Source organism: Streptomyces sp. NRRL WC-3742, from assembly GCF_000720635.1.
In the GTDB taxonomy this organism is placed as follows: domain Bacteria; phylum Actinomycetota; class Actinomycetes; order Streptomycetales; family Streptomycetaceae; genus Kitasatospora.
On record NZ_JOCF01000024.1, the window covers coordinates 30,144 to 54,780 of the forward strand.

Annotated in this window: 26 protein-coding genes, 1 tRNA gene and 1 pseudogene; 11 read left to right on the forward strand and 17 right to left on the reverse strand. The window is 71.3% G+C overall.

The genetic code is table 11. The annotated features are described in order from the left end of the window. Window positions 1-217: 217 nt before the first annotated feature. Entirely contained in the window at window positions 218-1,801 is a 1,584-nt protein-coding gene (locus tag IH61_RS0115290) for a Na+/H+ antiporter (protein ID WP_031069868.1), read from the reverse strand. A gap of 218 nt (window positions 1,802-2,019) precedes the next feature. On the opposite strand from IH61_RS0115290, the gene IH61_RS0115295 reads away from it, so the two are divergent. From IH61_RS0115295 to IH61_RS0115310, 4 genes are all read left to right on the forward strand, one after another. Further along, window positions 2,020-2,928: an NADP-dependent oxidoreductase gene (locus tag IH61_RS0115295; protein WP_031069870.1), complete on the forward strand. Its 909-nt coding sequence runs from the start codon at window positions 2,020-2,022 to the stop codon at window positions 2,926-2,928. 75 nt (window positions 2,929-3,003) lie between these two features. Next, window positions 3,004-3,077 (forward strand) — tRNA-Lys (locus IH61_RS0115300). Between the two features lie 43 nt (window positions 3,078-3,120). Then, window positions 3,121-4,128 carry a GlxA family transcriptional regulator gene (locus tag IH61_RS0115305; protein WP_031069871.1) on the forward strand — a complete coding sequence of 336 codons (1,008 nt, stop codon included), beginning with the start codon at window positions 3,121-3,123 and terminating at the stop codon, window positions 4,126-4,128. After that, window positions 4,128-4,763, forward strand: a complete 636-nt coding sequence (locus IH61_RS0115310; RefSeq protein WP_031069873.1) for a DJ-1/PfpI family protein — start codon at window positions 4,128-4,130, stop codon at window positions 4,761-4,763. Before IH61_RS0115305 ends, IH61_RS0115310 begins: the two co-directional genes overlap by 1 nt. Window positions 4,764-4,814: 51 nt before the next feature. Here the strand turns inward: IH61_RS0115310 and IH61_RS0115315 are convergent, their stop codons facing one another. Then, the gene (locus tag IH61_RS0115315) at window positions 4,815-6,539 is read right to left on the reverse strand and encodes a chitinase (protein WP_051837118.1); all 1,725 of its coding nucleotides are present in this window, start codon (window positions 6,537-6,539) and stop codon (window positions 4,815-4,817) included. Window positions 6,540-6,750: 211 nt separating this feature from the next. On the opposite strand from IH61_RS0115315, the gene IH61_RS0115320 reads away from it, so the two are divergent. Continuing rightward, window positions 6,751-9,957: a S41 family peptidase gene (locus tag IH61_RS0115320; protein WP_031069877.1), complete on the forward strand. Its 3,207-nt coding sequence runs from the start codon at window positions 6,751-6,753 to the stop codon at window positions 9,955-9,957. A gap of 42 nt (window positions 9,958-9,999) precedes the next feature. Here IH61_RS0115320 and IH61_RS0115325 read toward each other — a convergent pair whose 3' ends face one another. The 4 genes from IH61_RS0115325 to IH61_RS0115340 all read right to left on the reverse strand — a co-directional run bounded on the left by IH61_RS0115325 (window position 10,000) and on the right by IH61_RS0115340 (window position 11,464). After that, a complete protein-coding gene (locus IH61_RS0115325; RefSeq protein WP_031069878.1) occupies window positions 10,000-10,203 on the reverse strand; it encodes a hypothetical protein in 204 nt (67 codons plus the stop codon). Window positions 10,204-10,609: 406 nt separating this feature from the next. Beyond that, window positions 10,610-10,816 (reverse strand): hypothetical protein, encoded by a 207-nt coding sequence (locus tag IH61_RS0115330; RefSeq protein ID WP_031069880.1) that lies wholly within the window; start codon window positions 10,814-10,816, stop codon window positions 10,610-10,612. Further along, window positions 10,816-11,025: a hypothetical protein gene (locus IH61_RS46955; RefSeq protein ID WP_158844993.1), complete on the reverse strand. Its 210-nt coding sequence runs from the start codon at window positions 11,023-11,025 to the stop codon at window positions 10,816-10,818. Before IH61_RS46955 ends, IH61_RS0115330 begins: the two co-directional genes overlap by 1 nt. Window positions 11,026-11,218: 193 nt before the next feature. Then, entirely contained in the window at window positions 11,219-11,464 is a 246-nt protein-coding gene (locus IH61_RS0115340) for a hypothetical protein (protein ID WP_031069885.1), read from the reverse strand. 107 nt (window positions 11,465-11,571) lie between these two features. Here IH61_RS0115340 and IH61_RS44545 point away from each other — a divergent pair, with 107 nt between their 5' ends. Beyond that, on the forward strand, window positions 11,572-12,405 hold the full coding sequence (locus tag IH61_RS44545) for a helix-turn-helix domain-containing protein (protein ID WP_078911123.1): 834 nt from the start codon (window positions 11,572-11,574) through the stop codon (window positions 12,403-12,405). Continuing rightward, window positions 12,398-12,601, forward strand: a complete 204-nt coding sequence (locus IH61_RS0115350) for a DUF397 domain-containing protein (RefSeq protein WP_031069889.1) — start codon at window positions 12,398-12,400, stop codon at window positions 12,599-12,601. Before IH61_RS44545 ends, IH61_RS0115350 begins: the two co-directional genes overlap by 8 nt. A 141-nt stretch (window positions 12,602-12,742) precedes the next feature. Here the strand turns inward: IH61_RS0115350 and IH61_RS0115355 are convergent, their stop codons facing one another. From IH61_RS0115355 to IH61_RS50280, 4 genes are all read right to left on the reverse strand, one after another. Continuing rightward, window positions 12,743-13,426 carry a DUF6215 domain-containing protein gene (locus IH61_RS0115355; protein WP_051837120.1) on the reverse strand — a complete coding sequence of 228 codons (684 nt, stop codon included), beginning with the start codon at window positions 13,424-13,426 and terminating at the stop codon, window positions 12,743-12,745. A gap of 198 nt (window positions 13,427-13,624) precedes the next feature. Next, window positions 13,625-14,635, reverse strand: a complete 1,011-nt coding sequence (locus tag IH61_RS0115360) for a quinone oxidoreductase family protein (RefSeq protein WP_031069892.1) — start codon at window positions 14,633-14,635, stop codon at window positions 13,625-13,627. Between the two features lie 425 nt (window positions 14,636-15,060). Next, the gene (locus tag IH61_RS46960) at window positions 15,061-15,285 is read right to left on the reverse strand and encodes a hypothetical protein (RefSeq protein ID WP_158844996.1); all 225 of its coding nucleotides are present in this window, start codon (window positions 15,283-15,285) and stop codon (window positions 15,061-15,063) included. Continuing rightward, window positions 15,174-15,581, reverse strand: coding sequence for a DUF6879 family protein (locus IH61_RS50280; RefSeq protein ID WP_078911124.1), 408 nt, complete (start codon window positions 15,579-15,581; stop codon window positions 15,174-15,176). Before IH61_RS50280 ends, IH61_RS46960 begins: the two co-directional genes overlap by 112 nt. A gap of 304 nt (window positions 15,582-15,885) precedes the next feature. Between IH61_RS50280 and IH61_RS0115370 the strand changes: the two genes are divergently transcribed. Next, window positions 15,886-16,278 (forward strand): nuclear transport factor 2 family protein, encoded by a 393-nt coding sequence (locus IH61_RS0115370; RefSeq protein ID WP_420713929.1) that lies wholly within the window; start codon window positions 15,886-15,888, stop codon window positions 16,276-16,278. Between the two features lie 72 nt (window positions 16,279-16,350). Here the strand turns inward: IH61_RS0115370 and IH61_RS0115375 are convergent, their stop codons facing one another. Then, on the reverse strand, window positions 16,351-16,944 hold the full coding sequence (locus IH61_RS0115375) for a hypothetical protein (RefSeq protein ID WP_234327189.1): 594 nt from the start codon (window positions 16,942-16,944) through the stop codon (window positions 16,351-16,353). A 265-nt stretch (window positions 16,945-17,209) separates the two neighbouring features. After that, entirely contained in the window at window positions 17,210-18,244 is a 1,035-nt protein-coding gene (locus tag IH61_RS0115380; RefSeq protein WP_051837122.1) for an aldo/keto reductase, read from the reverse strand. An 882-nt stretch (window positions 18,245-19,126) separates the two neighbouring features. Here IH61_RS0115380 and IH61_RS0115385 point away from each other — a divergent pair. Together IH61_RS0115385 and IH61_RS0115390 are read left to right on the forward strand one after the other, a co-directional pair. Beyond that, on the forward strand, window positions 19,127-20,017 hold the full coding sequence (locus tag IH61_RS0115385; protein WP_031069902.1) for an SDR family NAD(P)-dependent oxidoreductase: 891 nt from the start codon (window positions 19,127-19,129) through the stop codon (window positions 20,015-20,017). Between the two features lie 91 nt (window positions 20,018-20,108). After that, window positions 20,109-20,687, forward strand: coding sequence for a TetR/AcrR family transcriptional regulator (locus IH61_RS0115390; protein WP_031069904.1), 579 nt, complete (start codon window positions 20,109-20,111; stop codon window positions 20,685-20,687). A 419-nt stretch (window positions 20,688-21,106) separates the two neighbouring features. Here the strand turns inward: IH61_RS0115390 and IH61_RS48500 are convergent. From IH61_RS48500 to IH61_RS0115410, 3 genes and pseudogenes are all read right to left on the reverse strand, one after another. Beyond that, window positions 21,107-21,226 (reverse strand): annotated as a pseudogene (locus IH61_RS48500) (MarR family transcriptional regulator); the annotation flags it as partial. Between the two features lie 39 nt (window positions 21,227-21,265). Beyond that, the gene (locus IH61_RS0115400) at window positions 21,266-21,682 is read right to left on the reverse strand and encodes a hypothetical protein (protein WP_031069906.1); all 417 of its coding nucleotides are present in this window, start codon (window positions 21,680-21,682) and stop codon (window positions 21,266-21,268) included. Window positions 21,683-21,824: 142 nt separating this feature from the next. Further along, window positions 21,825-22,691, reverse strand: coding sequence for a sigma-70 family RNA polymerase sigma factor (locus IH61_RS0115410; RefSeq protein WP_031069908.1), 867 nt, complete (start codon window positions 22,689-22,691; stop codon window positions 21,825-21,827). A gap of 82 nt (window positions 22,692-22,773) precedes the next feature. On the opposite strand from IH61_RS0115410, the gene IH61_RS0115415 reads away from it, so the two are divergent. Then, window positions 22,774-23,223 carry a carboxymuconolactone decarboxylase family protein gene (locus IH61_RS0115415; RefSeq protein ID WP_031069909.1) on the forward strand — a complete coding sequence of 150 codons (450 nt, stop codon included), beginning with the start codon at window positions 22,774-22,776 and terminating at the stop codon, window positions 23,221-23,223. 67 nt (window positions 23,224-23,290) lie between these two features. Here the strand turns inward: IH61_RS0115415 and IH61_RS0115420 are convergent, their stop codons facing one another. Both IH61_RS0115420 and IH61_RS0115425 read right to left on the reverse strand, forming a co-directional pair. Beyond that, entirely contained in the window at window positions 23,291-23,653 is a 363-nt protein-coding gene (locus tag IH61_RS0115420) for a peptidoglycan-binding domain-containing protein (RefSeq protein ID WP_051837124.1), read from the reverse strand. Between the two features lie 194 nt (window positions 23,654-23,847). Beyond that, window positions 23,848-24,600 carry a phosphotransferase family protein gene (locus IH61_RS0115425; protein ID WP_031069913.1) on the reverse strand — a complete coding sequence of 251 codons (753 nt, stop codon included), beginning with the start codon at window positions 24,598-24,600 and terminating at the stop codon, window positions 23,848-23,850. Window positions 24,601-24,637: the final 37 nt, after the last annotated feature.

Genomic DNA, 24,637 nt, shown 5'->3' on the forward strand with positions numbered 1-24,637 from the left:
GATGCAGATAGATGGGTACCGGCAGGGCCAGGCGGTGAGCCCCCGACAGTGAAGGCCAGTGCGAGGTCGAGCGGTGACCGGGGTGCTGCGCCGACTCCGTTGACGGCCTGCCCGGGTTCACCCTATGCAACCCGGGCGGCCGCCCCGCACATTCCGGCCGACCACGGCCGAGGCGTCAGGCCGTGGCTTTCGGCTCAGGCCAGGGGCTGCCGAACCGTCACTTCCGCTCCGAGCGCAGGTCGAGCCCCCGTAGGACGTGGTCGACCATCTCCGGGTCGGCTCCGGCCTCGCTGCGGGCGACGAGCATCTCGCGGCGGGAGGCGGCGATCATCTCCTGCTCGACGTCACGGGCGGCCCGCCACTGGGCGAGGCGCTGCTTCGCCTCGGACGCCTCCTCCTCGGCGTAGTTCTCCGGGCAGAGCCGGGCGAGGCGGTCGTGCTGACGGTCCCGCAGGCGGTCGGCGACCTCGGAGGGCAGCCGGTCCTGCTCCTCCAGTTCGCCGAGCCGCTGGAGCCCGGCCTTGGCCGCGCGCCACCACAGCTGCCGTACGGCCTGTTCGTGGGCGTCCTGGTCGATGTCCAGCTGGAAGCGCTTGGCCAGCCAGGGCAGCGTCAGGCCCTGTACCAGCAGGGTGAACAGGACGACGCTGAAGGCGATGAAGACCAGCCGGCCGCGCTCGGGGAAGTCCTCGCCGGAGTGCAGGGTGAGCGGGATGGCGAGGGCCAGGGCGACGGTGGCCACGCCGCGCATGCCGGACCACCAGAGGATCACGCTCTCCTTCCAGCTGAAGGGGGTGTCCTCCTCGTCCCCGCTGCGCAGCTTCTTGGAGAGCCAGCCGGCGGGCAGCAGCCAGAGCAGCCGGACGACCACGACCACGGCGATGACCACGGCGGCGTCGCCGATGAAGCCGGTCCAGCCCCGGCCGGCCTCCTTGAGGACGGTGGCCAGTTCCAGGCCGATCAGGCCGAAGGCGACGCCGGTGATGAGGATCTCGACGACCTCCCAGAAGGCGTTGCCGACGAGCCGGTAGGAGACGGCGTCGGCGTCGGAGGCCCGTTCGGCGAGGTAGAGGGCGCAGATCACGACGGCGAGCACGCCGGAGCCGTGGATCTCCTCGGCGATGGTGTAGGCGGCGAAGGGCACCAGCAGGTTGAGCGCGACCTGCTGGGTCGGGTCCTCCAGCCGTTCGGCGAGCTTGGTGTTGACCCAGCCGAGCACCACGCCGACCACGACGGCGACGACGGCGGAGAGCACGAAGCGCAGCACGGCGTGGCCGACCGAGAAGTCGCCGCTGACCACGGCCTCGATGGCCAGGGAGTAGATGACGATCGCGGTGACGTCGTTGAACAGGCCCTCGCTCTCCAGGATCGCGACCAGGCGCCGGGGCAGCCCGACGCTGCCGGCCACGGCGACGGCGGCCACCGGGTCGGGCGGGGAGACGAGCGCGCCGACGGCGATGGCGGCGGCGAGCGGCAGGGCGGGCAGCAGCCAGTGGACGGTGCCGGCCACCGCGACGGTAGTGACCACCACCAGGGCGACGGCCAGCAGCAGGATCGAGCGGGCGTTGGCCTTGAAGTAGCGCACCGAGGAGCGCCGGGCGACGGCGAAGATCAGCGGCGGCAGGACCAGCGGGAGGATCAGCTCGGGCTCGATGCTGACGTCCGGGATCTGCGGCACGAGCGCCATGACGATGCCGAGCAGGGTCATCAGGACGGGTTGCGGCACCCCCGTCCGGCGGGCGAGCGGCATGGTCACCACGGAGGCGAGCAGCACCAGGAAGAACAGGGGCAGCTGGCCCACGGGGAGGTTCCTCTCGACGACGGACCGACGACGGACGGCCGATGACGGACGACCGGCGACGGACGACGGACGGCGACGGACGGCTGAGCGCCGCCCAGGATAAATCCGACAATGTGCCCATCGATGGCGACACGCCGAACAGCGGCTTGACCTCAAGCGGACTTCAGGTTCGAGGATCGGGATCGTTCGAGTCCTGCTTCTGAGCGGAGGAGTTCCCCATGAAGGCTGTCGTCGTGCCGGAGTTCGGCGGTCCCGAGGTCCTGCGGATCGCCGAGCTGCCCGACCCGGAGCCCGGGCCGGGCGAGGTGCGGGTGCGGGTCCACGCCGCCGGGGTGCAGCCGGTGGACCTGGCCGTGCGGGGCGGGTACAGCCCGCCCGGCGTCGTCCTCGCCCTGCCGGCCGTCCTCGGCAACGAGTTCGCCGGGGTGGTCGACCGGACGGGCCCGGGCGTCGAGGGCTGGCAGGCCGGGGACGAGGTGATCGGCTTCCGCACGCTGACCGCCCAGGCCGAGCTGGTCGTGGTGGACGCGGGCCAGCTGGCCGCCAAGCCCGCCGCGATGCCCTGGGAGCAGGCCGGTGCCTTCTCCGCCTCCGGCCAGACGGCGCACACCGCGCTCTCGGTGCTCGGGGTCGGCCCCGGCGACACCGTGCTGGTGCACGGCGCCTCCGGCGGGGTGGGCACCATCGCCGTGCAGCTCGCCCGGGGCCTGGGCGCCACGGTGGTCGCCACCGCGAGCGAGCGCAACCACGCCTACCTGCGGGAGCTGGGCGCGATCCCGGTCACGTACGGGGAGGGGCTGGTCGAGCGCGTCCGGGCGGTGGCGCCGCAGGGTGTGGACGCGGCCCTGGACGCCGCCGGGCGCGGGGCGCTGGAAGCCTCGCTCGAGCTGGTCGCCGACCGGGCGCGGATCGGCACCCTCGTCGACTTCGAGGGCGCCACGAAGCACGGGGTGCACGCGGTGCGCACCGACCGTACGGCCGAGCGGCTCACCCGGCTGGTCGAGCTGTGGGAGGCGGGCGGGCTGCGGGTGGAGGTCGCCGAGGCGCTGCCGATGGAGCGGGCCGCCGAGGCGCACCGGCTGGTGGGGACGGGGCACGTGCGGGGCAAGGTGGTTCTGACGTTCTAAACCTCGCCGGGGGGCGGGTTCCGGGCCGATTGTGTGTTTCGGCCGCTGACCAGGTAATGTTCTCCAGGTCAGCAGGCGCCGCTAGCTCAGTTGGTTAGAGCAGCTGACTCTTAATCAGCGGGTCCGGGGTTCGAGTCCCTGGCGGCGCACAGACAGCCGGAAGGCCTCCGGGGCCGGTGACAGTCTGGCTCCATGAGAGCGCGCAGCGTGGTCCTGGTCCTGTACGAGGGCGTGCAGAGCCTGGACGTCACCGGGCCCCTGGAGGTGTTCACGGGTGCGGGCGCCGCCGCCCGCCGGCCCGGCGCGTACCGGGTGACCACCGCCTCGCTCGGCGGCGCGGCCGTGCGCACCTCCAGCGGGCTGCGGCTGCTGCCGGACGCGGACCTGGCCGAGGCCGGGCCCGTGCACACCCTGCTCGTCCCCGGCGGGGAGGTCGTGGAGGGGCGGCACCCGGCGCTGGTGGCCGCCGTACGGGAGCTGGCGGGGCGGGCCGAACGGGTGGTGTCGGTGTGCACCGGGGCCTTCCTGCTCGCCGAGGCCGGGCTGCTGGACGGGCGGCGGGCGACCACGCACTGGGCGTACTGCGAGGCGCTGGCCGAGCGGTTCCCGCAGGTCGAGGTGGACCCGGAGCCGATCCACGTCCGGGACGGGAACGTGGCCACCTCGGCCGGGGTCACCGCCGGGATCGACCTGGCGCTGGCCCTGGTCGAGGAGGACCTCGGGCGGGAGGCCGCGCTGCTGGTCGCCCGGCACCTGGTGGTGTTCCTGCGCCGGCCCGGCAACCAGGCCCAGTTCAGCACCCAGCTGGCCGCCCAGGTGGCCGCGCGGCAGCCGCTGCGCGAGCTGCAGCGGTGGATCGCCGAGCACCCCGAGGCCGACCTGTCGGTGGAGGAGCTGGCCCGCCGCGCGGCGCTGTCGCCCCGGCACTTCGCCCGGGCCTTCGCCGCCGAGGTGGGCGTGACCCCGGGCCGGTACGTGCACGGGATCAGGCTGGAGGCCGCCCGCCGCCGGCTGGAGGACACCGACGAGGGCGTCGAGGAGATCGCGCGCTCCTGCGGCTACGGCACCCCGGAGGCGATGCGGCGCGCCTTCGTCCGGGCCCTGGCCGCCCCGCCCGCCGAGTACCGGCGCCGCTTCCGCCCCGCCGCCCCTGCTGCCCTTGCCGTCCCTGCTGTCCCTGTTTCCGATGGAGGTCACTGATGCGCATCGCCGTCCTGCTGTACGAGAACTTCACCGCGCTGGACGCGGTCGGCCCGTACGAGGTGCTCTCCCGCATCCCCGGCGCCGAGGTGGTGTTCACCGCCGCCCGGCGCGGGCCGGTGCGCACCGACATGGCGAGCCTCGCCCTGACCGCCGACGCCTCGCTGGAGGAGGTGACCTCGGCCGATGTCCTGCTGGTGCCCGGCGGGCCCGGGACGGCGGAGCAGCTCGGCGACCAGGCGGTGCTGGAGTGGGTGCGCGCGGTGGACGCGACCAGCACCTGGACGACCTCGGTGTGCTCCGGCTCGCTGATCCTGGGCGCCGCCGGGCTGCTGGGCGGGCGCCGGGCCACCTCGCACTGGGGCTGCCTGGACGCGCTGACCGGCTTCGGCGCGGAGCCGACCGGGACGGAGCGGATCGTCGTCGACGGCAAGTACGCGACGGCGGCCGGGGTTTCGGCCGGGATCGACCTGGCGCTCACCCTCACCGGCCTGATCGCCGGGGAGCGGGCGGCGCAGGCGATCCAGCTGGTCATCGAGTACGACCCGCGGCCGCCCTACTCCTCGGGCTCGGTGGCGACGGCTCCGGCCGGGCTGGTGGAGGAGCTGGTGGCCAACAACCTGCTGCTGAAGTAGGCGGGTTGAGGCCGTGCCCGGACCTCGTGGTCCGGGCACGGCCTCTCGACGTCACCGACCGAAGTAGGCGTTGAAGTTCTTGGAGAACTCCTGCCCGCCGAACCGGTCCCAGTTGACCGACCAGGTCATCAGCCCGCGCAGGTTCGGCTGCGCGCCCGAACGCGGCGTGTACGAGCCGCAGTTGGCCAGCTTGGTGAGGCAGTCCAGCGCCTTGTTCACCTCGGCCGGGGCGACGTAGCCGTTGCCCGCGTTGGTGGTGGCCGGCATGCCGATGGCGACCTTGGAGGCGGGCAGCGGCGGGAACACGTTGTTGGTGTTGCCCGCGACCGGGAAGCCCTTGAGCAGCATGTCCGTCATCGCGACATGGAAGTCGGCGCCGCCCATCGAGTGGTACTGGCCGTCCAGGCCCGTGATGGAGCCGGAGTTGTAGTCCTGGACGTGCAACAGGGTGAGGTCGTCGCGCAGCGCGTGGATGACCGGCAGGTACGCCCCGGCGCGCGGGTCCTGGCCGCCCCAGGGGCCGGAGCCGTAGTACTGGTAGCCGAGCTGGACGAAGAAGGTCTCCGGCGCCATGGTCAGCACGAAGCCCTGGCCGTACTTGGCCTTGAGGGTCTTCAGCGCCGAGATCAGGTTGACGATGACCGGGCTGGTCGGGTTCTTGAAGTCGTTGTCGCCGGTGTTGAGGGACAGCGAGTGGCCCTCGAAGTCGATGTCGAGGCCGTCCAGGCCCCACTTGTCGATGATCGCCGAGACGGAGCTGACGAAGGTGTCCCGGGCGGCGGCGGTGGTGAGCTGGACCTGGCCGTTCTGGCCGCCGATCGAGATCAGGACCTTCTTGCCCTGGGCGCGCTTGGCGGCGATGGCCGCCTTGAAGTCGGCGTCGGACTCGACGGTCGGGCACTCGGTGGCCGAGCAGCGGTTGAAGCGGATGTCGCCGGAGGTGACGGAGGTGGGCTCGCCGAAGGAGAGGTCGATGATGTCCCAGGAGTCGGGGACGTCGGCCATCCGGGTGTAGCCGGCGCCGTTGGCGAAGCTGGCGTGCAGGTAGCCGACCAGGGAGTGGCCGCCGGGGTTGCCGGTGGGGGTGCCCGTGGGCGTGCCGGTGGGCGTACCGGTCGGGGTGGCCGTCGCGGTCGGGCTGCCGGTCGCGGTGGCCGTCGGGGAGGCCGTCGCCGTCGGGGAGGCGGTGGCGGTCGGGGAGGCGGTGGCGGTCGGCGTCGGGGACGGGCTCGGCGCGCCCGGGCCGTCCAGGGAGACGTCGTCCGCGTAGTAGGTGCCCTGGCCGTACCAGCCGTGGGTGTAGACGGTGGCGCTGGTCTGGTTGGCGCCCGTGGTGAAGCTGACGCTGAGCTTCTGGTACGCGCCGCCGGTGCCGGGCGTCCAGGTGCTGGGGCCGCCGCCGTCGACGCCGAGGTAGACGTAGCTGCCGTTGACGTACGCGCTGAGCGTGTAGGTCGTGCCGGGGGCGACGGTGACGGTCTGGGAGCACTGGGCGGTGTCGCTGCCGCTCGCGGCGCCGGCCAGGGCGTGGCCGCCGCCGTGCACCGGGCCGGTGACGACGCTGCCGTTGTTGCCGGTGCAGCTCCAGGGGCCGAGCGAGCCGGACTCGAAACCGCCGTTGACCAGGAACTCCCCGGCCGAGGCGGCGGGGGCCAGGCCCAGGGTGACGCCGGCCAGGGTGGCCGCGGCGACGGCGGAGGCGGTGCCGGCGGCGATCGCGGCGCGGCGGTTCTTCGGGCGGCTCTTCGGGCTGATGTTCGGTGGGGTTCTGCGCATGGGGGCGCTCCTGCGGTGGCGCGGTCGTGGGGGACGTCCGAGGGCACGCCGGAGCACGCGCCAGTGGGGGGAACGGCCCGGCCTGGCACCCAAGTTGGACTAGACCACTGAAGTGGATGCGACAGTACGGTGTCAATGGTCCAGACCGGTTACGGCCCCTCGGCGCGGCGCCCCGGTTGCCGGTGGTGACACCCCGTCGAAGGATGGAGGGGTGACCGCGCCCGGCTACCTCCGCCACCCCCACCTGCACGGAAGCCTCATCGCCTTCACGGCCGAGGACGACGTCTGGCTCGCCCCGCTCGACGGCTCCTCCACGGGCACCGGCCGGGCCTGGCGCGTCACCTGCGACCGCACCCGCGTCGCCCACCCCCGCTTCTCCCCCGACGGCGCCACCCTCGCCTGGACCAGCTGGCTCGGCCCCACCCCCGAGGTCTGGACCGCCCCCGTCGAGGGCGGCGAATCATCCAGGTTGAGCCACTGGGGCAGCCAGGACACCCGGGTGCGCGGCTGGCTCCCCGACGGCGAGGTCCTGGCCGTCACCTCCTACCACGAGCCCTTCGCCCACTACACCTGGGCGCACTCCCTGCCGCCCGACGGCTCCCCCGGCCACCGGATGCCCTGGGGCCCGGTCGGCGACGCCCAACTCGCCCGCGACCACACCGTCCTGCTCACCGGCACCGCCCCCCACGAACCCGCCGCCTGGAAGCGCTACCGCGGCGGCGCCACCGGCCGGCTCTGGGTCGACGGCACCCGGATCCTGCCCGACCACCCCGGCCACCTCGCCGCGCCCATGGTCGTCTCCGGCCGCATCGCCTTCCTCTCCGACCACGAGGGCATCGGCAACCTCTACTCCTGCCGCCCCGACGGCACCGACCTGCGCCGCCACACCGACCACGCCTCCTACTACGCCCGGCACGCCTCCACCGACGGCACCCGCGTCGTCTACCAGCACGCCGGCGACCTCTGGCTCCTCGACGGCCTCGACGCCCCCGCCCCGCGCCGGCTGCACGTCCCCCTCGGCGGCGCCCGGGCCGGCCGCCGCCCGTACCGGGTCGGCGCCGCCTCCCAGGTCAAGGACCTCGCCTGCGACCAGACCGGCCGGGCCGGGGTGATCACCGTGCGCGGCAGCCAGTACTGGCTCACCCACCAGGACGGCCCGGCCCGCGCCCTCGCCGACACCCCCGGCGTGCGCACCCGGCTGCCCGTGATCCTCGGGCACACCGGCGAGGCCGCCTGGATCACCGACGCCGAGGGCGCCGACGCGATCGAGGTCGTGCCGCTGCCGGGACACGACTCACCCGCGCACCACCGCCGGATGCTCGCCGCCGGCCGGCTCGGCCGCGTCATCGAACTGACCGCCTCCCCCGACGGCGCGCACCTCGCCGCCGTCGCCTCCGACGGGCGGCTACTGCTCGTCGCCGCCGGGGACGGCGCCGTACGGGAGGTCGCCTCCTCCGGCTACGGGCCCGTCGGCAGCGCACGCTTCTCCCCCGACTCGCGCTGGCTCGCCTGGTCCCAGCCCGTCGCCGGGCGCTCCCTGCGGCGCATCCGGCTGACCCGCGTGGACGAGACCGGGCCGATCACCGAGGTCACCGACGGCCGCTTCGAGGACGAGCAGCCCGTGTTCACCCGGGACGGGCGCTACCTGGCCTTCCTGTCCTGGCGCGGCTTCGACCCCGTCCACGACGTCCACACCGGGGACCTCTCCTTCCCCGTCGGCTGCCGCCCCTACCTCGTCCCCCTCGCCGCCGACACCCCCTCCCCCTTCGCCGCCGCCACCGAGGACGGTGCCCCGCGCGGCGACGGCGGCGGGGACGGCACCGTCCACGTCGACCCGGAGGACATCGGCGAACGGCTGCTGCCCTTCCCCGTCATCGCGTCCAAGTACTCCGCCACCGACGCCGTGCGCGGGGGCCTCGTCTGGCTGCGCTGGCCCATTGCCGGCACCCTCGGCCAGACCTTCGCCAACCCCGAGGACACCTCCGGCCGCCCCTCCCTCGAACACTTCGACCTCGCCCGGGGCACCCGCACCACCCTCGTCGACCGGCTCGACGGCTACGCCGTCTCCGGGGACGGCGGGTCCGTCGCCGTCTACTCCGCCGGCACCCTGCGGATCGTCCCCATCGGGGCGCCCGGCGCCGGCACCTCCGTCGACCTGCGCCGGATCGTCCACACCGTGCACCCCGCCGCCGAATGGCGCCAGGCGTACCACGAGGCCGCCCGCATCGTCCGCGACCAGTTCTGGGACGAGCGGATGTCCGGCCTCGACTGGCCCGCCCTCGTCGCCCAGTACGAACCCCTGCTCGACCGCGTCTGCACCCCCGACGACTTCGCCGACCTGCTGCGCGAACTCCTCGGCGAACTCGGCACCTCGCACGCCTACGTCACCCCCTCCCGCCGCGCCGAGGGCCCCACCTCCGGCAGCCACCCCCTCGGCCTGCTCGGCGCCAACGCCCACCGCGTCCCCGACGGCCGCTGGCTCGTCGACCGCGTCCTACCCGGCGAGTCCTCCGACCCGCGCGCCCGCGCCCCGCTCGCCACCCAGGGCGTCCACGACGGCGACGAGATCGTCGAGATCGGCGGCCACCCGGTGGACGCCCGCCTCGGCCCCGGACCGCTGCTCGCCGGCACCGGCGGCACGACCGTCGAACTCGCCCTGCGCACCGGCCCGGACGGCGCGCTGCGGCGGGTCACCATCACCCCGCTCACGGACGAGCGGCCCATCCGCTACCAGGACTGGGTCGCCAAACGGCGCCACCTCGTACGGGAGTTCAGCGACGGCCGATGCGGCTACCTGCACATCCCCGACCTCGGCGGCTCCGGCTGGGCCCAGTTCAACCGGGACCTGCGGCGCGAACTCGACAAGCCCGCCCTGGTACTGGACGTGCGGGGCAACGCGGGAGGAAACGTCTCCGAGCTGGTGCTGGAGAAGCTGACCCGGTCCGTCCTCGCCTGGGACTTCACCCGCGACCGGCAGCCCGTCCGCTGGCCCCGGCACGCGCTGCGGGGCCCGCTGGTCGCGCTCGCCGACGAGGCCACCAGCTCGGACGGGGACGTGGTCATCGCCGCGATCAAGCTGCTCGGGCTGGGACCGGTCATCGGCACGCGCACCTGGGGCGGCGTCGTCGGCATGACCGGGCGGCACACCCTCGGGGACGGCACGCAGATCTCCGTACCGAAGAACGCCTCCTGGTTCGGCGGCGGGCTGGGGTGGTCGGTGGAGAACCGGGGCGTGGAACCGGACGTCCACGTGCTGCGCGGCCCCGGCGACTGGGCGCGGGGGCGGCACCCGGAGCTGCACGCCGCCGTACAGCTGGCACTGGAGCTGCTGGAGGACACCCCGGCCGCGGAACCGCCGCCCGCGGACACGCCGAAGCCGGACCTGCGGCGGCCTCCACTGCCGCCGCGGGCCCGTTGAATCCCCGGGGATCCAGGGGGGTACAGGGGGGTCCAGGGGGGTCTAGTCCCAGGGATCGCCTTCGGCGGTCATGTTCTCGGCGGCGCGCCGGTCCGCCTCGGTCTGCTCCTTCTGCTCGGCGGTGTCGCGGCTGCGCTCGATGTCGTTGCTGTACGCGTCGGCGGCCTCGTCGTGCGCGAGCGCGGCCCGCTCGGACGGGTTGACGGTCTCCTGCGCCTTGTGGCGGAACCGGTCGAAAATGCCCATGACCCCTCCTCCTGAGGACGGGATGTATCGGATTTCGGGGCTGCCCCCACTCTCACACCGGGTACGGGCGGGCGCACCTCGAGCCGGGAGGGTGGGCACCCGCGCATCGTCCGGTTCGGAGAAGAGGTTCCCCCCCGTCCCCCCACCCGCCTCCCACCCGCCTCCCTGCGGGTGCCCGCCCCCGGGCTGGGCCGCGCAGGGGCTGATGGCAACGCGAAGAGGTCCGGCACCCTGGGGGGTACCGGACCTCTTCGACTGTGGAGCGCCAGGCCCGGGTTGCACGGACTCTTCCTACTGAAAGTAGGACGTGCTCTGGTAGCACCGCTGACGCCTGGCCAGGAGATTTCCTCCTGGCGACGAGGAAAAGAATACCAGCTCAACGCCCATGCTTCGAACGGGGCATCAGCTACCCGCCCCGGTTCGGCGGCCGCGTCGACCGGGGCCGGCGGCGGGAGGCCATGGCCCGTTCGAGCCGGTCCGCCTCGTGGGCCAGCTCGGCGCGGAACGCCTCCCAGGCGGCTTCGCGGCACACCTCGCGGAGGTAGTGCTCGTCGGCGATCGCCCGGCGCCGTGTGGGACTGAGCCGGAGGACCAGCCAGGCGAGGAGCCACATCACGCGTCACCTGCAGGGTGGGAACGGGGGCGGAATCGGCGCCCGAGGACGACCAGGGGCTCCTCGAAGGGCTGCTTCGCGAGATAGGAGGCCGACCAGGCGACGCCCCACCGGCAGCAGGTCGGGCAGTTCCAGGTTCTCCCGGCCTCGTTGGCATCCCCTATGAGGTCGACCACCGAGCCGCAGGGGCGGGCAGGAGGGCTGCTCATCGGAGGCTCCGGTCGAACCGCCGCCGGAGGATCGGCTCGGACGCGATGACACCCGAGTTGAGGACGGCCCCGAACGCCACCAGGCACAGAGGAAGATCCGCGGGCCCGGAAAGCACCCAGAACGCGGCCGCCGCCGCTCCCCCGCTCAGCACCCCGATGACGCCCGTCGCGACCAGCACATCAGACCGGCGATTCACTCGATACCGCCAATACGCGACTTCGCCGGGATGACGACGAAGGCCAACGTCGGCCCGTCCGGGAGTGGCTGGAGAGCGGCGGGATCGACCGTCCACTCGATCCCGCCGCCGACAGGCCGCACGTAGGCGAGCCCGCCCCGCGTGTCCATGTAGACGACCTCTTTGTCGGCCATCACATCCTTGACCAGCTCCCCAACCTGCGGCAGGTAGGGCGACTCAGTCGACCTCTTCTTGCGCACCATCGAAGCAGCTCCGCTCCGTAGTTCGATGACTACCCAGGGCTGCCAACTGTGGTTTATAGTCAACCCGCCTTCAACCTTGCACAAAGGAAGGAACGGGTCTAACGATCATGAACCGCAAGGAACTTGATCCGGATTCCTCGCCAGCCGCCAAGTTCGGGGCGAAGGTTCGCGAGCTCAGAGAGGCACGAGGCTGGACCCAAGAGCACCTGGCGACACTCACCGGGTACTCAGCCGTACATGTGTCCGCCATCGAAACTGGTCGCAAGCCTCCGACTGAGCGTTTCTCTAGAAGACTTGATGTGGCATTCGAGACACCAGAGCGTTTCGAGCGGGAGTGGCGAAACGCTGGGCGCCGCGTTCTGTTCGAGGGGTTCAGCGACTACCTGCGCAGCGAGGCCAGCGCGGTGGCCCTGCGGCTGTTCGAGATCAACATCATTCCGAGCCTCTTCCAAACTCCCGCCTACGCCAGGGCCTATCAGGAGGCACGAGTCCGCCGAGGGCGAGCAACTCAGCAGCAGGCCGAAGAACGGCTGACGATGCTGCTACACCGACAGCAGCAACTCCACCGGCACCCAGGTCCCCGAGTCCACGCGGTCATAGACGAGGGATGCCTGCATCGCGCGATCGGCGGACGCGATGTCATGGTGGAGCAGCTCAAGCACCTGGAAGAACTGAGCCTCCACCCTCAGTTCGTCATCCAGGTAAGCCCGTTCTCCCTCGGAGAAGACCGCCCATTCGCCCACCCCATCACCTTGCTGACCATGCCGAACAGAGCACGTGTCGGATACGGTGAGATTCAAGGCAGGGGCTTCCTCCAGCGCGACCCAGACCCCCTGGCCGAGTGGGACGGCGAGTACGATCAACTGCAGGTCGAGGCGTTGTCCCGAGCAGCAACTCGAGAGTTCATGGGGCGAGTTCGGAGGAGTTTTGAGCATGAATGACCTGGCTCAGGCCGCATGGCGCAAGAGTAGCTACAGCGCCCAGGAAGGACAGTGCATCGAGGTCGCCGACGGGTTCCCCGGTCTCATGCCAGTACGAGACAGCAAGGACCCCAGCGGCCCATCCCTCACCTTCCCCGCCGACGCCTGGCAGTCCTTCGTCACCGCCATCCGCGCCAGCGAGTTCGGCCCAATCTGAGACCCCGCTCCGCACCAGCGAAACCTCCAGGTCCTGGCCGCCTACCCGATGGCCACCGACACACACCCACCCAGATCCGCTCCAGGTTGGCGATGAGACTGTCGAACTCACATGCCACCGGTGGTCGCGCGGGAGTCGGGGCTACGAGGCGACCCAGCCCGGGAGGGTCGGCAACAGGGTTTCGGCGAGCCGGTTCAGGGTCGGGTCGCCGATGTCCGTACCGTCCTCCCGGGAGACGACGAGCTCGAACGTCCGGCCGCCGGAAGCCTTGGCGTCCTGAGCGACGAGGATGTTCCGGGTGTCGGGCCCGGGCTTGGTGTCGGCCTTCCCGTTCTTCGCGGGAACGAAGGCAATCGTGCTGCTCGAATAGGTCGCGGCGGGGTGGCCGAGGACGGTCGCCTGCGCCGTGAGACCAGGCCGCATCTCGAACCTGTCGTCGACCGAGAAGGTGCTTTCCATCAGGGCGACCGCAACGTGCTGGAGGCGTACCTCCACCATCGGCTCCTTCCCGATCGCCATCGGCATCGGGTGCGCGACCACGACATGGTCGGTCGGCGTGCCCAGCAGCGCGGGCAGGTCGGGCCGGTTCAGCGCGGCGCAGACGGCCGCGTACCCCTGAGCGTCGGTCGGCCGGGGCGCTTCGCAGGCAACCGGCTTGGCCGTCTCGGCCTGATCAGACGGGCTGTCGAACTGTCCCGTCCCCCACAGCCCGGCCAGGATGGCACAGAGCAGCGCCGCTGCGACCGCAACCTTGACTCCTGCTCGGTCCTTGACCGGGCCGGTGCCCTGCTCGTTGTCCTGCTCGACGACGTTCTCGGCTTCCACGTCTGCCCCCCACTACGAAACGCGACTTTGATCCTAGCGTCCGTACTGGGCCTATGGCCTGCGGGTTTCTCGGCCGCCGCATCTCAGGTCAGCACCCATGGGGAGCCCGTGCCTGACGCTGTCGGGGATCTTGGCGATGGCGGTCGGCCATGCCCTCGACATCTCGGTCTTCAAGATCCCCGACCTCGTCACCCGCGATCAGCTCTGCGTCTCCTCGCGGCGTCCGACAGCGGCCGCATCGGGTATCAGGAGCAGCTTGCCGGTGGTACGCCGAGCCTCCAGATCGCTGTGGGCCCGGGCGGCCTCGGACAATGCGTAGCGGCCCGTTACGGAGACCTCGAGCGCCTTGGAGCGAACCCACTCGAACACGTCGGCGGCCCGTCGGAGCAGTTCGGACCGATCGGCGATGTAGTCCCCGAGGCTGGGCCGGATCAGGGTCAGCGAACCGCCCTGGGCGAGCCGGATCGGATCGAACGGAGGCACGGCACCACTTGCCGCGCCGAAGAGCACGAGATGGCCGCGGGTTCGCAGGCTGGCGAGGCTCGCATCGAAGGTGTGCGCGCCGACGCCGTCGAAGACAACCGGCAGTCCCTGACCGCCGTTGAGCCGCCTCACCTCGGCTGCGAGATCGTCGACCGCGGAGGAGAGGATCACCTCGGCGGCCCCGGCACGCTTCGCCAGCTCGGCCTTCGCCGTGGTCGACGTCGTGCCGATCACCCTGCCGCCGAGATGGGTGATGAGCTGGGTCAGAAGCAGCCCCATGCCACCGGCAGCCGCATGCACGAGCACCGTGTCGCCCGCCTGAACCGGGTAGGCGTCCCTGACGAGATAGTGCGCGGTCATGCCTTGGAGGAGCACGGCGGCGGCCGTCTCGAAGTCGATGTCGTCGGGCAGCGGCACCAGCCGGGAGGAGTCCACGACAGCCCGCTCGGCATACGACCCGGGAATCTCCACCCAACCGACCCGGTCCCCGACTGCGACGTCAGCGACGCCGGGTCCAACTTCGACGACCGTGCCGGCGCCCTCAGAGCCCGGGGTGAAGGGCAGCGGGAGGCTGTACCGGCCTTCACGGTAGTAGACGTCGAGGAAGTTGACCCCGGACGCGGCGACCTCCACGACCGCCTCGCCCGGACCCGGCCGCGGCTGGTCCACCTCGGCCTCCCGCAGCACCTCGGGACCGCCCACTTCGTACACCTGAATCGCTCGCACTGGCCCTCCGATAACGGTTTTCCCCCGCCAACCCCGTTGATGGCGATCCGATTCCCGGCAAGCAGACCAGCCCGCCGCCCCCGCCGAGAGCTGAGACGCCTCCTTTGCGCCCGGATCTGGGACAGGAGACCGAGGCCGTCAAGGGTCGCCGAAGGCACCACCCGCCGCTTCCGCACCGGCGTACGACCACCCACCGAAACGGGCTGCGGACGACCCGGTCATGATGGTTCCGTTCCTTGTGGAAGCGGTGTGAGTGAACACCCGCGCGCCATCCGCTTGTTGCGCAGGTTCACCGTCGTTCCCCACCATCCACCCCCACCCGCCTCGGCGGCGCGCGGCGAAACGGCGACCAGCGTCGGCCGCCCACCGAATGGGCGGCCGAGGCATGGGCATTCAGCGGGGGAGTCGAAGCTGTCGGCGAGTTGCTACTCGTCGTAGTCAGGACCGGTGTAGTTCGGCGATCGGAACATGCGGCGGAACGCGCCGCGCCCATGGCGCTGGTCGAGCCAGGAGGTCAGACAGGACAGGTCGCCGCTGATCATCGTGATGACGATGAGGTCGTGCAGTGTGCCGGCGCCGACTCCGGCGGTCTCGGCGAGGAAGCGCTGGTAGCGCGACCCGACGCCGTGTTCGTATCCGGCCATCGCCATGTGAAAGTGGGTCGCGGGGCTCGCCCTGAAGCTGCTGCTGGAATGGCTGGAGCACCGACGTACCCGCTGGCCGAACACCGCGAACCTCCACACGGAAGCCACCGGAGACGTTCCGCCGGGTCGGCCAACTCGACCGCCATCCGTCGGTACTCCGAGAGCGGCTCGGAGGCGACTCGCAGCCGCCGGTAGGGGAATCCGGCAGCGGCCTTCGAAGCGCTGTTCGTCAGCGGCCGGATCTCGGTGGACCCGTTCGAGATCCTGGAGGCCCGGTGGTTCTCACCGGACAAACTCCCCAAGGGAGTTCAGAACTCCCGCAGGATGCTGATCGATCGTCAGCACTTCTGATCCTCGGCCACTCGCTCACGCCCTCGCACGTGGGCCTCGACTGACGGTGGCAGGGCACGGGTGTACAAGTCGGTGGCGGACTGAACGGCGGCAAGGGAGGATCGCGGGGGCACGGCTCTTCTCCCGCTGTACGCTTCTCGAACTCATTGCGGTGTTCAGAGGTGTGGTGCCGTGCTGCTGACGGATCGATGCTCGGCTTGGCCCTTCTGCTCCAAGCCGGAGAGGGCGCGTGTGCCACTCACTCTTGAAGATCGCTTGGCCATCACCGAACTGGTCTCGTTGCATGGTCACCTTGTTGACGACGGAAGCCTCGACCGGTTGGAGGAGCTGTTCACGTCCGATGTTGTCTATGACCTCACCGACTTCGGCCAGGAGTCGTTGTCCGGGGTCGCGGCCATCAGAGAAGCGGCATACGCGCTGGGAGCCGCCAACCCCGTCGCGCATCACGTCACCAACATCGTCGTAACGGCGTCGGCAGACGGCCAGGTGCAGGTCCGATCGAAGGGTCTGGGCATCAAGGCGGACGGCTCCTGCGGTTCCGTCTCCTACGACGACACCGTCGTGCGCACTGCGGACGGCTGGCGGATCAGTCATCGCAAGGTATCGGCACGGCGCACTCCCCTCGGCGGAATGACAAAGTCCGGCTGATCAGCCCTGTCCCACCTGGTCCAAGCGGGTTCGGGCAAGGTTGCGCAGGCGGGCGAGCCGGCACCGGTGCGGTCACCCGGTGAGTACGGGATTCGCGCTGGTGGGCGGCCGGACGCCGGTCAGCTCGGCTGCGTGGTCGGCCAGCAGAGGGGCCAGCTCGGGGTACCAGCCTCGGGCGACGGCTTGCAGCATCTCGGCCAGGGCGACCAACTCTCCGATTCGGCCGGCGGGGCTGTCCAGTACCGACGCGAACTCCGACCGGAGCCGGGTGGCCACCTCGGGGACGAGCAGACTGTTGGCGTGGAGCAGACCGGGGTCGTAGCCGACGGGCACCAACCCCCAGCGCTCCCAGTCGAGCAGGGTGAGCGGCGCCGTCAGGTTGCCCCAGTGCAGATCGGCATGACCGGTGACCCTCTCGACCTCCTCCGGCGCAGGAACGCCAAGGAACTGTGGGAAGGCCCGCTCGATCCACTCGGGCCGGATAGTGGTTCGGACGCCTTGTGCCTGGCCGAGCCGACCCAGGGCCTGGCGCAGGCTGCTCCACCATTCGTCCGGTAGGCCGGGGTCGTGAGCGAGGTCTGCCCGATCCGGCGAGATGACCGGATGGGTCACGTAGTCGGTGACCTCGGCCTGGTAGACGTGCTCGTCCTCCTGCCAATCGAGCATGGAGTGCGACCGCGACGGGCGTGCGTGGAACTTCGACGCTCCCTGGTGCTCCCTTAAACGCGCCCAACACCGCAACTGGCCACCACAACGACCGACAACGGTCACAATCACCCAGTGATTTCTTCGGGTCATATGGGCACCACGTCTTCGATGGCAGTCAGCACCAGAGTTGGGCCATCCGTGACGCGGAGGTACTCGACACTGCTTCGCGATTTCCGATGAGAACGAGAGCCACTGATCGGGTGACGTTGCCAACCTGTAGTCGTCAGTACTGGTCCTCGGCGGCTGGGGGTGCGCCGTCGATGTCGGCGAGGTCGCGTGGGGTGAGGTTCAGGGTGGCGGCGTGGAGATTGTCCTCCAGGTGCCGGGTGCGGGTGGTGCTGGGGATCGGGATCACGTGCTCGCCCTGGGCGAGGATCCAGGCTAGGGCGACCTGTGCCGGGCTGGCTCGGTGCCGCTGTGCGACTCGCTCCAGGACGGTGACGATCCGTTGGTTGGCCGCGCGGGCATGTGGGGTGAACCGGGGGAGCCGGGACCGCAGGTCGCCCGGTCCGAAGAAAGTGGCCGGGCTGATGGCCCCGGCGAGGAAGCCCCGCCCCAGCGGCGCGTAGGGGACGAACGCGGCGCGGTGGTCGGCACACCAGCCGACGATGCTCTCGCGGTACGACGTCCCCGCGCGCGGTTCGTGGCCGAGCGCCTGCCGGGCCCAGAGCGAGAGCTCGGACTGGATCGCGGCGACCGGGTGGATCCGGTGGGCGCGCTCGGCGTCGAGAACGGAGACCTCGGAGAGGCCCAGATGGCGGATCTTGCCGTCCCGGACCAGCTCGGCGAGCGTGGCCCAGCTGTCCTCCAGGGGGACGTCGGGGTCGATCCGGTGCAGGTAGCACAGGTCCACGGTTTCCGTGCGCAGCCGTCTCAGGCTCTCGTCCAGGGCCTTGCGCAGGTGGGCCGGGCTGCCGTCGTTGTGCAGGGTGAAGGATTCGAGGTCATCGACGACCAGTCCGACCTTCGTGGCGAGGAAGACCTCGTTCCGGCAGTCGGACAGTGCGCGCCCGATGAGCGTCTCGTTGTGCCCCTCGCCGTACACGCCGGCGGTGTCGAACAGGGTGACCCCGTGGTCGAGTGCGGTGCGCAGGAGGACGGCCGCGGATTCGTCGTCGGGGCGGGGGCGGTCGTACATCCACTTGCTGAGCCCGGCGCAGCCGAGTCCGACGGCGCCGAGAGGTCGGCCGGTGGGTGGAAACGCCGTGGTCCGGAGGCTCGCAGGGTCGCTGGAACCGGTGACGGTTATCTGGATCATGACGGGTCATCTCCTCCCTTTCGCTTCGGCAGGCGCTGGAGCGAAAGCGGCCCCGGCAACGCATGCACGGAAGGGTCCCGGTAAGGCTGGCACAGGGCCGCCGGACGTGCAGCGGTGAGTGCGGGATCCGGGTTGACTTCGTTCGGTGACCACCGCTCGCCCTCAGGGCGACTCCCAGGGGCGGTGGCGGGCGGGCCCTGCGGATCCTCTCGAACAACACCTCCTCGACCTGTGCACTCCCTGACCTGGACCGTGATCAACGAGCACAGCGTGTCGGCCAAACGGCCCACTGCCCCCCGTTGCTCCGAAAGCGGCTGGTTCCAAAACTCACCGAAAATCCGCCGGTGCCCAATCCCGGCGGAAACGTGGCCCCCATCCACCCCAAGGAAATCGCACCCAGCCAGCAGCAACCTAAAGTCACTGGCATTGGGCCTAGGCATCGGGGCGGACTCGTCGGTCCGGAGCACTCCCCTCTCATCCTGAGTGAGAAGGCTCGCCCTGGCACAGACTTCGGCAAGTAGTCACCCATCGTCCGCTCCGGCATGTACGGCGTCGTCTGACACTCCGCTCTCCACCCGCTGACACCCAGACCCCGGCCGCCCAGCGAGTGGGCGGCCGGGGCTACCAACCGTCGGGGGGCGCGCCGCCTGGGCGCGCGGCGCGGCGAGGGCGAGGGTGGGGGGTGGGTGGTGGGGAACGGCGGGAGGAGAGCTCAACAAGCTTATGGCGCGCGGGTGTTCACCCCAAGGCGCCAGGGAGGCCCCGTGCTCGGATCGGCGCGGCTTCATGGCGCCCGGCATCCCTAAGCGGATAGTTCATCCGATTGCGTGCTACCGTCCCAGCAAGCGGATGAACTATCCGAATGTCTGGGTGGAGGTACACATGGCGAAGACAGCTGTGGTCACAGCGGGGACGGCCGGCATCGGGCTGGAGACGGCCCTGGGACTGGCCGACGCCGGGTTCTCGGTCACCGTGGTCGGACGCAACGCCGACCGCGGTGCCCGGGCGGTCGACCGAATCAACGCGACGAACCCGGCGCGTCCCGGACGGTTCCTGCCCGCCGACCTCGGCTCGCTCGACGAGGTGCGCGCGCTCGCCGACCGGATCGCCGCTGAGCACGCCGCCTCCGGCGACCCGCTGACCGTGCTGGTCAACAACGTCGGAGCGATGTTCCCGCAGCGCCAGACCCTGGACGGCGTCGAAGCGTCGTTCGTCGTCAACCACCTCTCGCCGTACCTGCTGACGGAGCTGCTGCTGCCCACGCTGACGGGCGGGGCGCCGAGCAGGATCGTGAACGTGACCTCGGGCGCGGTCGGGCTCGCGAAGCGGGCTTTCGACGCCGTCGAGCCGCCCGGCGGCTACTACGGCTTCCACTGGTACGGCCGCGCCAAGCTCGCCAACCTCGCCTACACGCTCGACCTGGCGAACCGGCTGAAGGGCACGGCCGTCTCCGTCTTCGCCGCCGACCCGGGAGGCGCCGCGACCGACATGACCAACGGCACCATGACCGACCCGAAGATCGTCTCACCGGCCCTGCGACTGCTGTGGCCCCTGGTGCGCCGCAGGTTCGAACGCTCCACCTCGGGTCCGGCGTCCGTGGCTGCCCGGCCCTCGATCGTCGCCGCCATCGACGAAGCCTTGGCGGACCGGACCGGCATCGTCATCGGGGCCCAGGCGCGCCCGGTGACGCCGCTGCGCGCAGCGACCGACCCCCGCGTCGTCCGGGACGTGCGCCGGCTCAGTGAACGGCACGCACCTCTCGCCACCACCTGACCCGCCAGGAGGTGCGGGTGCTGTCGGCGGTGCTGTCGGCGGTGCGGTCGGCGGCATCATCCGGATGGAGAATCCGGTTAGCATGTTCCCCATGACGATGCCCCTGCGCAAGGACGCGGCCCGCAACTGGGACCGGATCGTCGCGGTCGCCCGTGACCTGGTCAACCAGGGCACACCCCTGCAGCTGAACGACGTGGCCGGCCGCGCCGGGCTCGGAGTCGGCACCGTCTACCGGCACTTCGCCACCCCCGAGGCGCTGCTGGAGACCGTCGCCACTCCCTGTCTGGAAGCCCTGGCCGCCCACGGCCAGCAGGCTCTGACCGGCACCGACCCCTGGCGCGCCCTCGAAGGTTTCCTGTTCCGCACCGTCGAAGCGCAGGTCACCGACGCGTCCCTCGCCCCGGTCACGGCGGCAGCCACCGACACCCTGCCGCGCACCACGGAACTCAAGCAGACGCTTCGGTCGGTCGGCACCGCACTCCTCGACCGGGCTCGCGATGCCGGAGCGGTCCGACGCGACCTGGCCGCCGCCGACCTCGTCCCGCTCATGTGCGGCGTCGCCTACGCCGTCAACGTCCACGGCGGCACACCCGCCGACCGGATCGACACCGCACACCGCTACCTGGCCACGCTCCTCGAAGGACTGCACACCACGCCACAGCACGCGTGAGAACACCGCCCGCGCGCCGATCGGGGTGATCCGTACCGGGCGAGTGGGGGGTGGACGGTGGGGAACGGCGGGGAACATGCCCAGCAAGCGGATGGCGCGCGGGTGTTCACCCCGGGACGCGAATGAGGTCCGGTGCCCCTCGGGGCACCGGACCTCATTCGTACGTGGAGCGCCAGGCCCGGGTTGCACGGACTCTCCCTACTGAAAGTAGGGCGTGCTCTGGTAGCACCGCTGACGCCTGGCGAGGGGGTTGATTCCCTCGCGACGAAGAGAAGATTACCAGCTCAACGGCCGTGCACCGAACCAACCCTGGCCCGCCCCCAGCCTGGGAGAATCGTCCGATATGCCCGCTGCGGGGTCAGGCCCCGAGGGAGCCGAGGGCGGCGAGTTCCGCGTTGGCGCGCTGGGTGACGAGGGTGTACGGCGCGCGGGTCGCGGGGATCACGGGTCCGCTCGATCACGCGGGCCGACTCCAGGGCGCGCGCCGGCTTCGGGACGTACAGCGCCTCCAGGCCGGTGTGGTCGGCGAGTCGGCGCTGACAGCGTCAGACCCGACGGCCCCGACGGCTGTGAGGGCGTCAGGCTTCGTCGGGGGTGGGGCCGAGAACGAGCTTCTTCAGTTCCTCGCGCGGGACGATCAGGATCGGGGTGATGCCGCGTTCGGCGATCCAGTGGGCGGCCTCGGCGACGGTGTGGGCCACTTCGGCGACGCCCTCGGCGAAGCGGAGGATTCCCTCGCTGCTCACGGCGCCGCTGATATCGAAGTCGAGTGGCGGGAGTTCGTTGGCGCTGCTGGTGTTGGGGCCCGGATTGCCTTCCTGGGAGGTGCCGTCCTTGCCGGACATGCCGCCCTCGAATCCGCCTGCCGCTTCGGCGTCCTGGATCTGCTGGAGGACGTCGGGGGCGAGGACGAGGATCGGCCCTGCGGAGCCGTTGGTCTGGAAGAAGTTGCGGGCCTCGTCGGCCGTGTCGACGGTTGCCGTTGCCTGGGTCATCGCTACCCCTGGGTGGTCTGCCCCCTGGTCTCCCCCCGGTGGTCTCCCTCGGTCTCCCCCGGTCCTTCCATGCTAGGCACGGCCGCTGCCGTCCCGCGCGCGCAGGAAGTCGGCCCCGCCGACTTCCTGCGCGCCAGCATCATCAGGCCGGTTCGGGGAGGTCGGCCAGGGCGAGCTTGGCCGGGTCCACGACGGCGCTGATGGCGGTGATGCGGCCGTCGGTGACGGTGAAGGCGATGACCGAGCGCGGGGTGCCGTCCTCGTTCCAGGAGATGATGCCGGGCAGGCCGTTGACGATCGCGGCCTGGCCGACCGCGGCCGCTGCGGCGCCCAGCTTGGCGCCGGTGGCGACCTTGGTGGCACCGAGGGTGACGACCGTGCCGGCCGGGGTTTCGGCGGTGAGCTTCACGTCGGGATCGAGCACCCGCAGCAGGCCCTCGAAGTCTCCGCCGCGGGCCGCTGCCAGGAACGCCTGGACGACCTCGCGCTGCTCCCGGGAGACGGCGGTCGGCGCCTCGGTGCCCCGCACCTTCTTGCGGGCGCGGCTGGTGAGCATCTTGGTGGCGTCGGTGGACTTGCCCAGGATCGTGCCGATCTCGTCGAAGGGCACCGCGAACAGGTCGTGCAGCACGAACGCCAGCCGTTCGTTGGGCCGCAGGGATTCGAGGACGACCAGCAGCGCCAGCCCGACGGAGTCGGCGAGCACCGCGTCCTCCTCCGGCGCCGGGGCGTCGTCGAGGGTCACCACCAACTCGGACAGGCCCGTGTCGAGGGATGCCTCGGGGCGGCTCTGGCGCGAGCGCAGCACGTCGAGGCTGATCCGGCCGACGACGGTGGTCAGCCAGCCGGCGAGGTTGTCGATGGTGTCCGCGTCCTGACGGGAGAGCCGCAGCCACGCCTCCTGGACGACGTCCTCGGCGTCGGCGTGGGAGCCGAGCATGCGGTAGGCGACGGCGCGCAGCCGGTCGCGCTGGGCCTCGAACGCCTCGGCCGTCGGGTCCTCGAACATGTTGTTACCTTCCTCGGGGCTGCTCCGTCATGGGTGATGACGAACCCGAGCGGGTTCACGTAACCGACGGAGGAGCAGACCCATGGAACCGCGTATGAAGAGCATCGGCAGCCCCGAGGTGTCCGCCGGAATCGGCCAGCTGCTCAAGGCAGTTCACTCGGGCGGCGTCGAACCGCGACTGCTGTCGATGATCCACCTGCGCGTCAGCCAGATCAACAGCTGTGCGCCCTGCGCCTACTCGGCGATCGCGTCCGCGAAGAAGGCCGGGGAGACGGACGAGCGCCTGCACGCCGTCGCCACCTGGCGCGAGACGCCGTTCTTCACGGACGAGGAGCGGGCCGCGTTCGCGCTGGCGGAGGCCGCGACCCGGATCCAGGACAACGCCCCCGGGGTGACCGACCCGGTCTGGGACGCGGCCGCGGACCACTTCTCGGAGGCGCAGCTGAGCGCGATCATCCTGGAGATCGGGCTGACGAACATGTTCAACCGGATCAACCACACGACCCGGGAGCAGGCCGGCAAGACCTGGTGAGGCGGGATCGCGGCCGGGGCAGGGCATCTGCAGCTGCCCTGCCCCGGTTCAGTTACGTACGGCTACCTCAGCAGTTGGGGTAACCGTTGTAGGCGGTCCAGTAGTCCAGCGCCGACCAGGTCTGCGGGCCGACCTCGCCGTCGACCTGGAGGTTCTTCATGCACTGCTGGAAAGTGATGACGCGGTCGTAGGTGGCCTGGCCGAACACCCCGTCGATGACGAGCTGGGTGCGGCCGTTGGGGTTGAGCGAGTAGTTCAGCTCGCACTGGAGTGCCTTGACGGAATCGCCGGTGGCGCCGGCCTTCAGCAGCGGCTCGCTGTTGCTCCAGCCGGAACAGCGTGACGCCTCGGCACTGGCGGTGGTGGCGGTGGCCACGGTGCCGGCCAGGACCAGACCGGCGGTGGCCAGCCCGATGATGAGCTTGCGCATCGGATTTTCCCTCCCGTTGGCCGCGCCTTACGGCCGGCGCGGCGTGTGGTTCGAACCTAGCCACCAAGTGGACTGTCAGAGCTGTCCAATTGGGTGCCGTTCTCTTGCGCCACTTCGACGGCACGGCCCGTGACACGGCTCGCGGCGCGGCCCGCACCACGGCCCGCGGCGCGGCGCGGCCCGGCCCGGCCCGCTCAGCCGGGGAGGCGGGACCGGAGGACGTCGACCTCGCAGCCGGGCGCGGCCGGGTCGAACCCGTGCTCGGCCAGCCAGCGGACGACGATCAGGCTGCGGTAGGACCACCAGGCGCGGATCAGTTCGGGATCGACGCCGGCGTCCGGCCCGTAGCCGGTGAGGAGGTCGGCCAGGTGCTCCGGGTGGCCGAGGGTGAGGACGGCCAGGTCGTAGTGCGCGTCGCCCGGGGCGGCCTCGGACCAGTCGAGGACGCCGGTGACCTCGTCGCCGTCCACGAAGACGTGGTCGGGCTGCAGGTCACCGTGGGTGAACGCCGGGGTCCAGGGGCGAAGGACGGCCTCGGCGATCCGGCGGTTGACCGTCACCAGCTCGGCGGGCAGCACCTCGTTGGCGAGGAGCCACGCGCATTCGGCCTCGAGGCGCGCGGCGCGGTCGTCGAGGCTCTGGCCGGGCCAGGGCGGCAGCGGCGCCTCGTGCAGCGTCCGTACGGCGGCGCCGGCCGCGGCCCAGGCGGCGGGTGAGACGGGGGACGGCGAACCGTAGCGGCCGAGCGCCGCGCCGGGGAGGGCGGCGAGGGCGAGGACGGGCGGCCGCCGCCACAGCACCTCGGGGGTCGGGACGGGCGCCAGCGCCATCGCCTCGGCCTCGACCTCGGCCCGCGCCTCGTCGGCGTCGACCTTCAGGAACACGTCGCCGACGCGCAGGGTGGCGCGCTCGCTGTGGGCTACGACGATCTCAACTTCTTTGTCCATAGCGACAGTTAAAGGCCCGGCCACCCGCGAAGGCGAG